Origin of the sequence: Solibacillus merdavium (assembly GCF_014836935.1) — a bacterium.
In the GTDB taxonomy this organism is placed as follows: Bacteria; Bacillota; Bacilli; order Bacillales_A; family Planococcaceae; genus Solibacillus; species Solibacillus ferritrahens.
The window spans coordinates 14,012-29,953 of sequence record NZ_JACSPW010000017.1 but is presented as its reverse complement, the minus strand read 5'-3'; the positions used below and the strand labels follow the sequence as shown (position 1 = coordinate 29,953).

The 15,942-nt window shown below is 37.1% G+C and carries 18 protein-coding genes; 5 read left to right on the top strand and 13 right to left on the bottom strand.

The features are described from left to right. Nucleotides 1-49 precede the first annotated feature (49 nt). From H9632_RS15555 to H9632_RS15540, 4 genes are all read right to left on the bottom strand, one after another. Entirely contained in the window at nt 50-463 is a 414-nt protein-coding gene (locus H9632_RS15555; protein ID WP_191704988.1) for a response regulator, read from the bottom strand. A gap of 51 nt (nt 464-514) precedes the next feature. Next, entirely contained in the window at nt 515-2,725 is a 2,211-nt protein-coding gene (locus H9632_RS15550) for a peptidoglycan D,D-transpeptidase FtsI family protein (protein ID WP_191704987.1), read from the bottom strand. A gap of 267 nt (nt 2,726-2,992) precedes the next feature. Then, a complete protein-coding gene (locus H9632_RS15545; RefSeq protein ID WP_191704986.1) occupies nt 2,993-3,436 on the bottom strand; it encodes a universal stress protein in 444 nt (147 codons plus the stop codon). 130 nt (nt 3,437-3,566) lie between these two features. Beyond that, complete coding sequence (locus tag H9632_RS15540) at nt 3,567-4,325, bottom strand: SDR family oxidoreductase (protein ID WP_191704985.1); 759 nt, start codon at nt 4,323-4,325, stop codon at nt 3,567-3,569. Between the two features lie 151 nt (nt 4,326-4,476). Here H9632_RS15540 and H9632_RS15535 point away from each other — a divergent pair, with 151 nt between their 5' ends. Further along, entirely contained in the window at nt 4,477-5,049 is a 573-nt protein-coding gene (locus H9632_RS15535) for a TetR/AcrR family transcriptional regulator (protein WP_225223878.1), read from the top strand. Between the two features lie 140 nt (nt 5,050-5,189). On the opposite strand, the gene H9632_RS15530 is transcribed toward H9632_RS15535, so the two are convergent. Then, a complete protein-coding gene (locus H9632_RS15530; protein WP_191704983.1) occupies nt 5,190-5,795 on the bottom strand; it encodes a superoxide dismutase in 606 nt (201 codons plus the stop codon). A 211-nt stretch (nt 5,796-6,006) separates the two neighbouring features. Continuing rightward, complete coding sequence (locus H9632_RS15525) at nt 6,007-6,486, bottom strand: DUF456 domain-containing protein (RefSeq protein WP_191705030.1); 480 nt, start codon at nt 6,484-6,486, stop codon at nt 6,007-6,009. A gap of 131 nt (nt 6,487-6,617) precedes the next feature. Between H9632_RS15525 and H9632_RS15520 the strand changes: the two genes are divergently transcribed. From H9632_RS15520 to H9632_RS15505, 4 genes are all read left to right on the top strand, one after another. Continuing rightward, nucleotides 6,618-7,124: a DUF1189 family protein gene (locus H9632_RS15520; RefSeq protein WP_191704982.1), complete on the top strand. Its 507-nt coding sequence runs from the start codon at nt 6,618-6,620 to the stop codon at nt 7,122-7,124. Between the two features lie 75 nt (nt 7,125-7,199). Continuing rightward, nucleotides 7,200-7,535, top strand: coding sequence for a hypothetical protein (locus H9632_RS15515; RefSeq protein ID WP_191704981.1), 336 nt, complete (start codon nt 7,200-7,202; stop codon nt 7,533-7,535). 130 nt (nt 7,536-7,665) lie between these two features. Next, nucleotides 7,666-8,769 (top strand): flavodoxin-dependent (E)-4-hydroxy-3-methylbut-2-enyl-diphosphate synthase, encoded by a 1,104-nt coding sequence (gene ispG / locus H9632_RS15510; RefSeq protein ID WP_191704980.1) that lies wholly within the window; start codon nt 7,666-7,668, stop codon nt 8,767-8,769. 18 nt (nt 8,770-8,787) lie between these two features. Beyond that, nucleotides 8,788-9,363: a hypothetical protein gene (locus tag H9632_RS15505; protein WP_191704979.1), complete on the top strand. Its 576-nt coding sequence runs from the start codon at nt 8,788-8,790 to the stop codon at nt 9,361-9,363. A 61-nt stretch (nt 9,364-9,424) separates the two neighbouring features. On the opposite strand, the gene H9632_RS15500 is transcribed toward H9632_RS15505, so the two are convergent. Genes H9632_RS15500 through H9632_RS15470 form a run of 7 tightly spaced genes read right to left on the bottom strand, consistent with a single transcriptional unit; the run spans nt 9,425 to nt 15,900 of the window. Continuing rightward, on the bottom strand, nt 9,425-10,234 hold the full coding sequence (locus tag H9632_RS15500) for a C40 family peptidase (protein ID WP_191704978.1): 810 nt from the start codon (nt 10,232-10,234) through the stop codon (nt 9,425-9,427). Between the two features lie 15 nt (nt 10,235-10,249). Beyond that, complete coding sequence (locus H9632_RS15495) at nt 10,250-11,017, bottom strand: serine hydrolase (protein ID WP_191704977.1); 768 nt, start codon at nt 11,015-11,017, stop codon at nt 10,250-10,252. Between the two features lie 5 nt (nt 11,018-11,022). Then, on the bottom strand, nt 11,023-11,961 hold the full coding sequence (locus tag H9632_RS15490) for a S66 peptidase family protein (protein ID WP_191704976.1): 939 nt from the start codon (nt 11,959-11,961) through the stop codon (nt 11,023-11,025). A 3-nt stretch (nt 11,962-11,964) separates the two neighbouring features. Further along, the gene (locus H9632_RS15485; RefSeq protein ID WP_191704975.1) at nt 11,965-12,915 is read right to left on the bottom strand and encodes an oligopeptide/dipeptide ABC transporter ATP-binding protein; all 951 of its coding nucleotides are present in this window, start codon (nt 12,913-12,915) and stop codon (nt 11,965-11,967) included. Nucleotides 12,916-12,919: 4 nt separating this feature from the next. Next, nucleotides 12,920-13,954, bottom strand: coding sequence for an ABC transporter ATP-binding protein (locus H9632_RS15480; RefSeq protein WP_191704974.1), 1,035 nt, complete (start codon nt 13,952-13,954; stop codon nt 12,920-12,922). A gap of 15 nt (nt 13,955-13,969) precedes the next feature. Next, the gene (locus tag H9632_RS15475; RefSeq protein ID WP_191704973.1) at nt 13,970-14,956 is read right to left on the bottom strand and encodes an ABC transporter permease; all 987 of its coding nucleotides are present in this window, start codon (nt 14,954-14,956) and stop codon (nt 13,970-13,972) included. Next, nucleotides 14,956-15,900 carry an ABC transporter permease gene (locus H9632_RS15470; RefSeq protein WP_191704972.1) on the bottom strand — a complete coding sequence of 315 codons (945 nt, stop codon included), beginning with the start codon at nt 15,898-15,900 and terminating at the stop codon, nt 14,956-14,958. The genes H9632_RS15475 and H9632_RS15470 overlap by 1 nt, the downstream gene beginning before the upstream one ends. Between the last annotated feature and the right edge of the window lie 42 nt (nt 15,901-15,942).

The window sequence follows — 15,942 nt, the reverse complement described above, 5'->3', positions numbered from 1 at the left end:
ATAAAAAAGACAATTTGCATTATTTTCTGCAAATTGTCTCATTTTCTTATTATTGAACTTTTTTTACACTCTTTATGTTAATTAGTTTAACAGGATGTTCCGTAAATGTAGATTTATCCTTTTTTGTCTTTACAGTATGTACATGTAATAAAATTGTTTTTGCGTCTTTCGGATTCGCATACCCTTCAAATGTTACATTGTAAAGAACTGTGCCATCTCGCAACGTGACAGTAGCTTTTTTTGCATCCACCAGCTCCCTTAAATAAGGGTATGCTTTTACATTACGTTCTCTTTCTGCGCGTACTAGTCTTGGTTCTAATAATAGAAGAAGTCCTTCAAAAATAACGACGTAGATTACTGACATTAAAATGATTAACCAAGGTGGCATGTCCATAATGGCTAAAATCACTGCATTGCTTAAGGCACCAACAATGACGACTGTGTGCAAAATCTTTTTCTTCATTTTATATTTCTCCTTTAAAAAATCCCGTAGTATGAAACTACGGGAACTTTTTTATTCATTTACTGTTTCTACTTCTTCATCTTCATCCAGTTTTTCATCTGAATGCTTAATAATTGATTTTTCTACTTTACTAGTAGATAGACCCTCTTCTGCATATTTGTTTTTTAACTCAAAATAGGAATCAACTAATTCACGTGCTGTTAAATTTGCATGTGGCAAGTAATTATTATTGAAGATTGTAGTTGCCCATGGATAAATGATGGCATAGGCAATTTCAGGATTTTCAAATGGTGCATAGCCAACGTGTACGATATTAATCGTATTTGTTTTCCATTTATCTCGTTGTGGACCATAATAAACAACCTCTGCTGTACCTGTTTTACCCGCTCCTGTATAATCAGCTGTTTCAAACTGACGTTTAGCTGAGCCATTTACTCCAAAGTATACCCGACGCAAACCTTCTTGAACATGAGCAATTTCTGCTTCACTATTTTCAATTTTGTTTAAAATCGTTGGTGAAACTTCTTCAACCACTTGGCCTAAATATTTCCCATCTTTTGAAGGGTTACGAATTTCTTTCAGCATTCGTGGTTGAATACGGTACCCGCCATTTGCAATTGTAGAAATATATTGCGCCAACTGCATCGTTGTATAAGTATCAAACTGTCCAATAGCTAAGTTCAGCAATTTTACATCTGTATCCGGCTCTGCCTGATAACCAACTGTTTCTCCTGGCAAGTCAAGACCTGTTGGCACGCCTAAACCGAATTGTGCATACTCATTACGAATCGTTTGCAGCGTTCCTGGAGCTAGACTAAAGCGCATACCAGGTGAATACGTTCGACCGCCAATACCCATGGCAATTTTGAACATATAAACATTGGAAGACCGTTCTAATGCTGTTAAATCATCTAATATGACACTACCATGCTTATTAAATAGTGTATTTAATGTAATATTCCCGATACGCATTGGAGAATCGAGCATTCTTGTTCCTGGTTTTATAACTCCTTCGTTATAGCCCATTAATACAGTTGCTGCCTTTACTGTTGACCCTGCTTCATAGGCAGTTGTAAATGTACCATATGAATAATCGACAATATAAGGTTTGCCTGTCTCTTTATCTTTTTCTATTTTTTTGCCTACAACAGATAATAGTTCACCTGTTTTTGGACTCATTGCCACTAAAAAGGCACGATCTAATAATTCCGACCCATTTTTCGATTTTAAATCCAGTAGCTGACGCTCTAAAATTTCATCTGCTTTTTGCTGAAGTTCTACATCTAATGTAGTTACTAAATCCTTCCCTGGCAAACCATCAAAAGTCGTCACCGTTTCAACTACTTGACCTTTTTTGTTCGTAATATTTTTTACAACTGACTTTTCACCTTGTAGAATTTCCTCATATTGGGCTTCAAAATAACTCTCGCCTACACGATCATTTCGGGAATAATCCCTTGCTAAATAAAAGTTTAGTTTTGATTTCGGAACACCTTTACTTGGTACGGTTGTACGTCCTAAAATGGCTAAAGGTGATTGGCGGACACGCTTCCAATCCGTTGTTGTATTCACACCAGGTAAATCAGCCAATTGTTCAGAAACCCGTGCAAATTCTTCAGGTGTAACACTTTCCCCTTTAATAATTTGTGGAGATAAATTATACCCTGTCATCATTTCACGATAAATCGCTAGAACTTCTAAATCGAACTCAGTAAGTTGCTCAAGCTCTTTATCTGTAATTCGTTCACGTATTCGACGATCGAATTCTTGGTTGATTTCTTTTGTCTCCAGCTCTTCATTTTCGTTTCTGAACTTCGTCATTTCCTCTTGTGATACTTTTGCTAATGCATCTTCTTGGTTACGTAAAATCCAAAAGTCTAATTTATCTCGATATGTTACTTTATCAGTAGGCTGCTCGATCAAATGTGCAAGCTTTTCTGCTATTTCAAGCATTTCAGCAGATTTTGTCGTTTGCATTTTTGTATAAGTAATTGCATTTTCAGGCTGATTATCAACCAATATGCGACCATAACGGTCAAAAATCCTCCCACGCGGTACGCTTGTATTAACACGTACTTCCTCAGTACGTTCTAATTCACGCACATAATCCTCACCTTTAACAATTTGTAAATACCCTAGACGAAAAATTAGTACAGAGAACAGAACAAATATGGAAAAGAAAAGGATGTTCATTCGAAACGTTAAACTTGACCGTTGCTTTGCCTTCGGATTTTGCTGACGATTTGGCATAATTTTGCGCAACTGAAACTCCCCTCTCTTGCTTTATGTAGATTGTACATGAATGCTTAGTCATGCCTTTTAGTATAACACTGAAAACCTATTGAAAAAAGAGTTCAGATTTATATCATTCATCTTTTAGACGGTTCTATTGTCGTAAAGTTTCATAGGAAAGATGAAGGCTATGCTAAAGGTCGAAATGACATTTAACACAGCCTTCATTCGCAAAAAATATTTAATAAGTTAAGGATTAGGTAAGATAATCCCTGTCCTTACAACCCGTTAAATCATTTATAGATTTCTTACAACAAGTACATCGCATTTTGCAGTTCGTACAATTGCTTCAGATACAGAGCCCAGGAAAAAACGTGCTAGCTCTCCTTTACCTGTGACACCGCAAATTATTAGATCAATTTGTTTTTGCTTAGGAAAATCCCTTGCTATGATTTCCTTAGGTGTCCCATACTCCATTATTTTATATATACTGTCATAACCTAATTGTACTGCAATTTCTTCATATCCATCCAGCATATCCTTCTTACTTTTAGCATATTGATCCGCTAAATCAAAATTGTATCCTTCTGAAAACGCAAAGGAACGAGTATCAATTACATGAATGATATATAGCCTACTGCCGACATTGTTGATTGCAACTTGCACCGCTCTTTTAAATGCAATCTTCGCTTCACTTGACTCATCCACAGCGACCAATATATTTTTATACGTCATGCTCATTTATTCCTCACCTCTTTACACTTTATTCAGACACGATTGCTTTATATGTACTATCCTCTTCAAAAGAGGATATAAATTCAAAAAAAAACAGTTCTGAAACCGAAGTTCCAAAACTGCTTAAAAAAAACTATTAGTAAGTTGTCCAACCTGCATCAGCTGTAATAATCTGACCATTAATGAAACTTGAATCTTCTGAGCCTAAAAAGACTGCTAAGTTTGCGATTTCTTCCGGATTACCAACACGTGGAATCAACGCAGAACCTTTTTGTTGTTGCCCAGCACCATACTGGCTTATGTTTTGCATTGATTGTTGAATATTTGTCATAACAGCACCCGGTGCAATACCATTTACACGAATGCCTGATTGCGAGAACATGAATGCTGTATTTTTCGTTAACCCAACTACTGCATGCTTTGAAGCTGTGTAGGCAGCGCCTGCGCGGCCTCCATTTAAACCACCTGCAGAAATATTGTTTACAATGATACCATGTCCTTGTTTAAGGAACATATCAGTTGCTATACGCATCGACTTCATAACAGACGTTGTGTTTACAGCAAAAATCATATCCCAACGAGCATCCGTAATTTCATTTACTGGCTCAAAACCATCCATGATTCCAGCATTATTTACTAAAATGTCTAATTGACCAAATTTTTCAATTGTTGTATCAAATAATTGTTGTAAGTCTTCATCTTTTATTACGTTTGTTCCGATTGCAAATGCTGTGCCACCATTTGCCGTAATTTCATCTGCAACAGTTTTTGCGCCTTCTTCATTTAAATCGGAAACAACTACCTTGGCACCTTCTTTAGCATATGCTTCAGCAATTGCCTTCCCCATACCAGATGCAGCTCCTGTAACGATCGCTACTTTATTCTGTAATTTCAATTAAATCTCTCCTTTTAAATCGAAGTTATTGTACATCTGTTCAATAAAAATTATAATTGAAAGAAAAAAAATGCACAAACGACAGTTATATGAACTTTAGTTTATTATTCAACACTTTTTTAATTTTATGTTCATTAAAGGGGGAAATATTTTGGATTTACGTGTAAAGAAAACACACGACAACCTACAAAAGGCATTAATAGTTTTATTAAATCAAAAATCATTAGAAAATATATCGGTTGCAGAAATATGTCGCATTGCTGAAATTAATCGTGGAACTTTTTATTTGCATTATAAAAACGTACACGGAGTCTTTGAACGCTACTTTAATGATATCGTTAAAGATTTAAAACTTTCTTATGATTTTCCATATGATGTTACTAAAGATAATTTAGCTATGCTAACACCTGAAATGATTCAAATTTTTCACCACGTCAAAAAGTATGAAGCTTTTTACCGCATTGTTTTTGATGAAAAAACACCTATGCTTTACTATCACAAATTATTAAAGACGATTCGCTTATTCGTTATCGAATCACATACCAAAGAGACGGAGCACATGTCAGACCAGCAGCTTGAATACTTAGCAAGCTATACTGCAAACTCCATCATTGGCCTGCTCCTCCAGTGGCATAAAGAAGATTATGTACTTTCACCTGAAACTTTAAATCAATATATTTATGACTTTTCCCGCTTAAAAGAAACATTGCAAAAGATAATATAAAATAAACTAATGTGGAAGAAATCAATAAAAAAACGCATGGGAAGCGATAATACTTCCCATGCGTATCTTTCAGATAATTATTTTGCACCTGTCGCATTGCTTTCGGTGCAGAAGTAATTAAAATTGAATTTCAATTTTAATTATTTTGCAGCTTGGAATTTAGCTTCTACTACGTCCCAGTTCACTACGTTCCAGAATGCACCGATGTAGTCTGGACGACGGTTTTGGTAGTTTAAGTAATAAGCATGCTCCCAAACGTCTAAGCCTAGGATTGGTGTTTTACCTTCCATTACTGGAGAGTCTTGGTTTGGAGTTGAAGTAACAGCTACACCGTCACCTTCAACGATTAACCAAGCCCAGCCTGAACCGAAACGAGTTGTTGCAGCTTTAGCAAACTCTTCTTTGAAAGCGTCGAATGAACCGAATTTAGCGTCGATTGCTTTAGCAACTTCACCTACTGGAGTGTTTGAACCGCCTGGAGCGATTAATTCCCAGAATAATGTGTGGTTAGCATGTCCGCCACCGTTGTTACGTACAGCAGTTTGTTTGTCAGCTGGTAAAGCATCAATGTTAGCGATTAACTCGTTGATGTCTTTGTCAGCATATTCAGTACCTTCTACCGCTGCGTTTAAGTTTGTTACATAAGTATTGTGGTGTTTTGAATGGTGAATTTCCATTGTTTTTGCATCGATATGTGGTTCTAATGCATCGTAAGCGTAAGTTAATTCTGGTAATTTGAAAGCCATGTTTCTATTCCTCCCTGGAACATATAATTAATGTTGATTACAATACTAGGTTATCAAAAAATGATTCGTCATTCAATCAAAAAAACTGTAATAATAACATTTCAGTCTTTTGACTGACAACCATCTATTTCTTGCATTGCCTGTTGTCTGTAATCTTATTCAATACTAGTGTAAGCGATACAAGTTAAGATTTACAAATATTTGCTCCTTATTAAATCGCAATAATAAATATTACAATCATGACCACCTGTATTATTCCTTTTGTCACAACAGAAGTTAAAAATCCCACTACCGAGCCAATGCCTACTTGAATGGCCTGCTGTAAATTACTGCGAGTAACTATCAATTCACCAATGATAGCACCAATAAAGGGTCCTGCTATAATTCCCGCAAATGGAATGACGAATGGTCCAATTAATAGACCGATAGTGCTCCCCCACATCCCTGCTTTAGAACCTCCAAATTTCTTGACACCTATTAAATTGGAAATCGTATCAGCAACAAATAGCAAAACTACAAATAAAAGCTCAATTACCCAAAACCACCAAGGTAATTCTCCAAAGCCGTAAAATAAACCATAAACAATAAATCCGCCTAGTAAAAATATGACAGAAGGTATAATCGGATAGACTAAACCGATAAACGCGATCACAAATAAAGCTATAATTAGTACCCATGCAATGATATCTATATGTTCCACATCCTTTAAAAGCGTATTCACAAATTATACGAAAAAAACAACGAAAAGATTCAATTTTAACTTATCAAGTTCAAATAACATTTTGTTCATGTTAAACTACTGTTTAAAGGAGCCACATACATATGAAAATTTCGCACATGCAGCTATTTATTCATAGCTTAACCAACCCTAGAAAACTTGGACCTTATCGAATTCTTTCAATAGGAAAAGTAATGCAATATGCCTTTTTAATGATTACGCTAATAACAGCATTTTCATTCGGTCAATTTATTAATGGTGGAACAGACGAGATTTTCAGTTACTCTGAAATCGAACTGTATGCTCAAGATATTCAATGGATTGTTTATCCTATTGCCATTATTTTTTTATTCGTTTTAAATACTTCAATCTATTTTGTGAAAGTAAGTTTATTTGCGCTTGCAGGGCAGTTTTTTATTAAGCCGATGAAGCGTCGTGGAGAATATCGCCAAGTATGGCGGACCGCTGTATTTGCAAGTACATGGGGAACATTTATCACGATGTTCGGAAATTTATTTCCTATTTCATCAACAGTTGCTACCCTTATTAGTATTTTTATTACGATGCTATTTATTATAATTGCCTTAACGAAATATCCGATTGAAAAATAATAAATTCTCCTTATGAATCATATAGTTTAACTACCTGTGTTTGTGAGTTAAATTGTAGAGATAAGGAGGATTTTTTTGCGCTTTTTAATAGCTTCCATTGTGCTTTTATTAATTGCATTTGTCATTAAAGTAGATTTACAAGAAGGCACTCTGCCTTTAACATCCTTTTACGCCTCTACACAGTCCTGTGATGAAATCCTGCAAGAAAGCTATGTTGTCGTAAAAATCCAACAAGATGATACAATTTACAGCCTATTCTCAGCAACTCCCTCTCCAGTTAAAACAACTTTCCCTGAAAGACTTGCACAATTCTATAAATTGAACCCACATTTGAATTTACAGCCACTTGTTCCAGGTGACACAGTGTTCGTACCAATTATCTCTCATGCGAAGGAAAATTGCACAAAATGAATTCGTAACGTTTCTTCCTTGTTCTTCTTTTCATACACTGATAAAATAAGGAACAGTGACGGCTTACATATCGTTATATCTTTTAGGTGATGTAACAACATTAACAAGCCTGAGAAGGAGAGAATTTTTCATGAGTGAAATCGTTCACCGTACGAAAACACGTCCTGTACGTGTCGGTAACTTAACAATTGGTGGGAATAACGAAGTCATAATACAAAGTATGTGTACGACAAAAACACATGATGTTGAAGCAACTGTTGCTGAAATTAAACGTTTAGAAGAAGCTGGATGTCAAATTGTACGTATTGCAGTTCCAGATGAGCGTGCAGCTGATGCAATACCGGAAATAAAAAAACAGATCAATATACCTTTAGTTGCAGATATTCACTTTGATTACAAATTAGCATTAAAAGCCATTGAAGGTGGTATCGATAAAGTTCGAATTAACCCGGGGAATATTGGGCGACGCGAAAAAGTAGAAGCCGTAGTAAATGCTGCTAAAGCGAAAGGGATTCCAATTCGTATTGGTGTAAATGCTGGTTCTTTAGAGCGCCATATCCTTGAAAAATACGGCTACCCTACTGCAGATGGTATGGTTGAATCTGCGTTACACCATATCAAAATTCTAGAAGATCTAGATTTCCATGACATAATCGTATCAATGAAAGCGTCTGACGTTAACCTTGCGATCGAAGCCTATGAAAAAGCTTCTAAAGCATTTAACTACCCGCTACACTTAGGAATTACAGAGTCTGGTACATTATTTGCCGGAACAGTAAAATCCGCTGCGGGGTTAGGTGCCATTTTATCTAAAGGTATCGGTAATACACTACGTATTTCTTTATCAGCTGACCCTGTTGAAGAAATTAAAGTTGCGCGCGAATTACTAAAATCATTTGGTCTAGCTTCAAATATGGCAACATTAATTTCTTGCCCGACATGTGGTCGTATTGAAATCGATTTAATTTCGATTGCTAATGAAGTGGAAGAATACATTTCAAAACTAAGTGTTCCATTAAAAGTAGCTGTACTTGGCTGTGCAGTAAACGGACCTGGTGAAGCACGTGAAGCAGATATCGGAATAGCTGGTGCTCGCGGTGAAGGACTGTTATTCATGAAAGGAAAAACAGTTCGAAAAGTACCAGAAGAAACAATGGTGGAAGAACTAAAAAAAGAAATCGATAAATTAGCGGCTGAAATGGCGGAAAAACGCGAAGCAGAAGCAAACGTATAAAGAAATGGAGCAATGGAAATGACAAACTTAAAGCATCGATTTGGTATTGATATTGATGGGACAGTTACATGTCCTGCTACATTAATTCCACATATTAATAAACAATACAATATTAATATGACGCTACAGGATGTAACGGAATATGATTTTTTAAGCGGGTTTCCATATCCAGTTGATCGCGCACAATTTCAAGCTTGGTTTAAAGAAAATGAACCCCGCCTGTATGAAGTGAGTGAACTGGCTGCCGATGCACAGCATATATTGTCGGCTTGGCAACAGCAATATGAGCTTTATTATATTTCGGCACGTGGGGAAAATGTTTTTGACATTACGAAAACATGGTTCGAAAACTACAAAGTACCTTACGATCATATCGAATGTATCGGTAGTCACAACAAAATAGAAGTGGCAAAAAAGCATCGTGTAGAGGCCTTTTTTGAGGATAAACATGATAATGCAGTGGAAATTGCTGAGGAACTTAAAATCCCTGTCATCCTTTTCGATACGCCTTACAATCAAATGAGCGTACCGAATAACGTTGTTCGTGTTTATAATTGGACAGAAGCAAACGAATGGATTCAAAAGAACTTTTAAAAATCAGCACAAAATTAGAGGCGAGTTAAAAGCAAACACTTTTAACTCGCCTCTTGTTGATTTAAAATATACTCCCATATTCAGTAATCGTCGTTGCCAAGTCGTGGCGGTACTCTGCATGCTGCGGGTTTAAGCTATTGACATTCACTTCATTGCCACCGAGCGAAGAATGTATGTACAAGCCTTCCCCAATATACAATGCAACATGACCTGGGAACATAATTAAATCGCCGCGCTTTAGCCCTTCCTTTTCAATTTTACGTATTGGGAAACCGTCCAATATTTTTGCATCCCGGTAAATGTATGCACCATTCAACATATATGCCATGGATACAAGACCTGAACAGTCGATGCCTAAAGGAGATTTTCCACCCCAGCGATACGGTGTACCAATATATCGAAACGCATCCTGAACAACTTGCTCACGGAAAGCCAATTCATCTGTCGTGTACACTTTTACACGCTTTTGAATCCATTCGGAACGGACATAGCCAACTTCACCTGTTACTAACACTACCTTTGTCCAAGTAGCATCCAAATCTGCTTCCAGCACAACCTGAATAAACGAACCGCGCGTTAACGTAATAATTTTACTGCTTTGAATTTTCGGTCTAACTAGCACATCGGCAAAGTTTTGAATTACAACATAATCCGCATCAACCCATGAAAGTAAATCTTCACTTCCCATGTGCAAATTCGTTTTTAGAGTATAGCCTTCATAACGATAAAACGTTCGAATTTTTACCCATGTCTCTTCGATGTCCTCCAACACCTGAACTGGCATTCCATAAAGTGCTTCATCGGTTAACTCCGAATTTACATCTGTACTCTCGTGTAGATTTGCTATCATTACTTTCACTACTGCGTTCAAAATTTCCCCTCCCCACTATTTCGTAAAATGGTCATACACAACTTTCGAAATTGCTCCAATATATTGCTTTGCCTTATCGTTATCTTCAACTTCAGATATAAACACACCTATAAAATAGTCGCATTCTTTCGTAAAGACAATGCCTGCATCATGATCGACTGTATCAAGACCACCTGTTTTATGAGCCATTTTTACATGATCGACAATATAACGCTTAAGTGACTCATGACTGCGTTGACGACATAATATATCGATTGCTATATCATTCCATTTTTTTGAAAGTAGATGACCTTCATAAATTTGCTGGAACAAACGCTGTATATCAGAAGCATTCGTTACATTATCCATTCCTAGCTTTTGCCGTTGAAAATCCATCATTTTACGTTGCACACGCGTATTTTTAAGTCCGAATTCGTTAAAGTAATTATTCAACGTATCCATACCTAAAAAATCGATACATACATTTGTCGCAGTATTATCACTTGTAATAATCATCCATAACAATAACTCATACAGTGTAGCACTCGTTTGCTCTTGTTCTGTAAGGACACTAAAATCAACGACATTCTCGTCTGCAATTTCCACTATCTGCTGCAGGTCACCGTTCGTTTTTTGTAAATGTACCAAAATAGCCATTAATATAGGTACTTTAATAATACTTGCGCTACTAAATACTTCCTGCTCACGTAATTGAAATGCAGGGCTGGATGTTTTATAGTCCTCGACAACGATATGTACTTTGTAAGGACATTGCTCAATTAATTTCTCAATTTGATTTTTCATCCGGTTTACCCGACTACTCGTATCGTTTTATTCGTTGCATCCATCGTAATTGTTTTTCCAAGTGGTAATGACATTGTCGGCAACATATGACCACATGTGACATTCATTAAAATTGGGATATTTAATGGAGCCAAAATTTCTTCAAATACAGTAATTAAATCCAAATTATTTTCCGGATTTTTCGCATCCATTGGTCCGCAATCTGTCCAACCACCAAGTAAAATACCCGCCAGTTCATTTAGTTTCCCCGACGTTGAGAGTTGCGTTAACATACGGTCAATACGTTGTACATTTTCATCGATATCTTCCAAAAATAATATCTTTCCCTTTAAATCAATTTCAAAAGGTGTTCCTAAAGATGCTGTGACAAGCGTTAAATTACCACCTACCAATTGCCCTGTAGCAGCACCAGAAACAAGAGTTTCCAGCGGATCGTCTTTCGCATTTTCAAGTAAATAGTCGCTCCAATTGGTATTGGTAACACTTTTAATGAAATATTCCCAAGTATATTCATCCATATTTTCCTTTATGAATTCTGTCGATGGCATTGGCGTGTGGTAAGTAACAAATCCACATATCTGATTGAAAACGGTGTGCAGTGCAGTTACATCACTATATCCAGCAAAAACCTTCGGATTATTTGAAATCAACTCCAAATCAAGCATCGGTAAAATTCGTGTTGCCCCGTACCCACCTCGAATACAGAAAATACCGTCAATTTCAGCGTTGGCAAACATTTCATTTACCTCTTTTGCGCGTAATGCATCATCTCCACCGAAATAGCCATGACGTGTACGGCAAGTTTCACCAACTACTACACGAAACCCCAACTTTTCTACGGCTTCAATAGCAGGCTGCAAGCGCTCAGTCGGTGTAGCACCTGATGCACTTATTAGCGCAACGGTGTCCCCCATTTTTAACGACTTCGGGATCACAATACTCATCGATTACACTCCTTTTCCTACAAGAACAGCTTTGTATTGTTCTTGTTCCTCTTTATTCGCCAATACGAAATGACCTTCTTCAATCTCAACAAATTCAGGTGGATCCATCTCATATTGATGAACGGATGGATCGTAAACTTGCAGCTTTTTTTGGCGTTCCTTAATAGGGTTCGGCTCGGGTACAGCAGTTAAAAGTGCTTGAGTATACGGGTGAAGCGGATTGTTAAACAGCTTTTCCGTTTCTCCAAGCTCAACAATTCTCCCTTTATAAATTACAGCAGTACGATTTGTAATGAAGCGTACAATAGATAAATCGTGAGCAATGAATAAATAGGTTAAATCGCGGTCCTCCTGCAAATTAGATAATAAATTCAATACTTGAGCACGAATCGAAACATCCAAAGCTGAAATCGGTTCATCCGCTACGATAAATTCCGGCTCCATCACAAGCGCACGAGCAATCCCGATACGCTGACGCTGACCACCAGAAAACTCATGGGGGAAACGAGAAGCGAATTCCGGGAGTAACCCTACTTCCATTAATGCTTTTTTTACTTTTTCAATACGCTCTTGCTCACTGCTATACTTTTTATTATTTATTAATCCTTCCGAAACGATATAATCAACTTTCGCACGCTCGTTTAATGAAGCACCAGGATCTTGGAAAATCATTTGTATTTTTTGTGTAATTTCACGATCCCATTCTTTTGTTATGCGCCCATTGATTGGTTTACCATGAAAGAGAATCTCTCCGTTTGCAACTGAGTTGAGACGCATTATCGCTCGCCCTATCGTTGTTTTACCTGACCCTGATTCACCTACAAGACCGAATGTTTCTCCTTTATATATATCGAAGCTTACATTATCAACCGCTTTAAATTGTTTTTTTCCTGTACCGAAAATGATATCAATATTTTTAATTTCAATTAGTTTTTCTCTAGAAGTTTTACTCATATACTTATTGTCCCTCCCCTTTGAAAAATGCTAGCAACACTTCTGGAGGACTTACCTGTGGCGCTTTTGGATCGAGAAGCCATGTCCTTGCATAATGTGTATCGCTAACTTTAAAGAAAGGAGGACGTTCAACAAAATCAATTTTTAAGGCATACTGATTTCTCGGTGCAAACGCATCCCCTTTAATTTCCTTAAATAAATTCGGAGGCGTACCTTTAATCGAATAAAGCTCTTGCCCTTTTATTCCTAGCTGGGGTAAGGATGAAATTAGTGCCCACGTGTACGGGTGTTTAGCATTGAAAAATACTTCGTTCGTTTGGCCAACTTCGATAATGTCCCCTGCATACATTACCGCAATTCGGTCGGCAACTTTTGCGACTACACCTAAATCATGCGTAATGTAAATTGTCGTCAACAAATATTTCTCCTGCAAGTTAGTCAATAGCTGTAAAATTTGCGCTTGAATGGTTACATCTAAAGCGGTTGTCGGCTCATCACAAATTAAAATCTGGGGATTGCATGCAACTGCGATTGCAATAACAATACGTTGACGCATGCCTCCTGAGAATTCGTGCGGGTATTGCCCATAGCGTCTTTCTACCTCATGAATCCCAACATCGCGCAGTAACTGCAACGTTTTTTCATAGGCGTCTTTTCCTTTTAATCCTTGATGTAAAATAACACTTTCTTCAATTTGCTTGCCAATCGTTTTTAGCGGATTAAGTGACGTCATCGGATCTTGCGTCACCATTGCTATTTTTTTACCTCGCACTTTAAGCCAATCTGCTTCTGTTTTGAATTTTGATAAATCATGCCCATCAAAGATGATTTGACCTGAGTCAATATAACCGTTTTTATCGAGTAGTCCCATAATGGATTTTACTAAAACGGATTTACCTGATCCTGATTCCCCTACAATCGCAAGGCTTTCCCCTTTATATAAATCCAGTGAAATATCACGGATGGCTGTTAATGTTTGACCTCGTAATTTAAATTTAATGACTAAATTTTCGATTGATAATATTTTTTCCTGTTCCATTTAACGCCTTCCTCCCTATACGTGATTTTTCGGATCTGCTGCATCTGCAAATGCATTACCAATAATATAAAAAGCAATTGTAATTACACTCAGCACAATACTCGGGAAAATAAGCTGGTAACGTAAATCTGGTGACATCATCAAGACACGACCTTCGTTAATTAAATTCCCTAACGATGGCTCGCTTACCGGTAAACCTAAACCGATATAAGTTAAAAATACTTCAGCCCCAATTGCAGCTGGTACCGCTAAGCTCATACGCAGCATAATTACCGAAATTAAATAGGGAAGCAGGTTTTTAATAATAATCTTATAGCCAGGTGTTCCTAATGTTTTTGAAGCTAAATTATACTCCCGATCTCGTAGTATAACGATTTGGTTCCGTAAAAATCGCGCCATTTCAACCCAGCCGGTAATACACATTGCAATAATAATTGTCGAAATGCCCGGTCGTAAAATGTAGGCCATTAATATTAAGACAATCGTAGTCGGAATGTTGTCCACTATGTTATAAAGCTGAGTTATCGGCATTTCCAGCTTTCGAGAGTAGCCCCACAATGCCCCGACTGAAAAGCCGATGATTACTTCAATAATGGCAACCGCAAAGCCGATAAATAACGACGTTCTAGTTCCTTCCCAAATACGTGACCATAAATCTTGACCAATTGAGTTTGTACCGAATATATATTCGTCGTTCGGTGCAACATTTCGATCCTGCATTCCCGTTTCAGCATTAATATAGATTTGTGTAGGTGATTTTTGATCTGGTAAATACGGCTGAATAAATGTAAATAAAATTAAACCGATTACAAATATTAATAAAAATACCGCTATTTTATTTTTCCTAAAGGAACGGAAAGTAGATCGCCAATAGGAGTAATTTGAATACGCTGTCTCTTCTGCTTTCGCATCATCAACAGTGGCAAATTCAAATAAGTGATCATTTAATTGGTTATTCGATTTTTCCGAAATATTCTGAATTTCTTTTGTAAATAATCCCATTAGCGTACACTATCTCCTTTCCCTAGCTTAATTCGAGGATCGACAATCGCCATTAAAATGTCCCCTAAAATTAAACCGATAATTCCCAGCGAAGAGAACACTAAAACGAGCCCTTGTACCACGTTGTTATCCTGACGTTGAATCGCATCAACTAACAAACCGCCCATACCAGGTATAGAGAATAACGATTCAATATAAATCGAACCTGTGATTGTAAATAAAATTGTTGCAGGTAAATACTGTGCCATTGGTATAAAGGCATTTCGCATTACGTGACTGAACATAATTGTACGCTCTGTAACCCCTTTTGCGCGCGCCAGTTTAATATAATCCTTATTAAGCTCATCTACCATATAACGACGCATCCACATGGCATAGGAAGCAATCGGTCCCAAAGCTAAACAGAATAACGGTAATATAAAGCTCTTAGGATTGTACTCATCAAATAGCATCGGTAAATTAAACCAATCGGAAATATACATTTGTATCATTAAGAAATAGACCATTGCTGGTACGGCTACTACGAATACAATATAGCCCGTTCCGAGACGGTCAAGCCAACGCCCCTTAAACTGAGCCATAAATATACCAAGGGGCACACCGACAAGTAGAGATAATGCTACGGCTCCTAACCCAAACACAATCGAATACATCATTTTATCTTGTATAATGTCCAAGACAGGTACATCAGTACGGTATGTAACCGATTTTCCCAAATCCCCTTGAAATAGACCGATATAGAAATTTTTAAGTTGGATTAGTAAAGGGTCCCGTAAACCTAAATTTGTTAAATAAACTTCTTGTTGCTCCAGCGACATCTTTTCCGCTGCTGCTCCTAAATAGCCTTCATCCGGCATCAATCGTAACAGGGAGAAAACAATCGTAACAATAATAAATAATGTCAAAATTGATTGTCCTAAACGTTTAGCGATATACTTTATCAAACATGTCTCCTCCTTACAATAAAATAAGAAAGGAGATGCAGA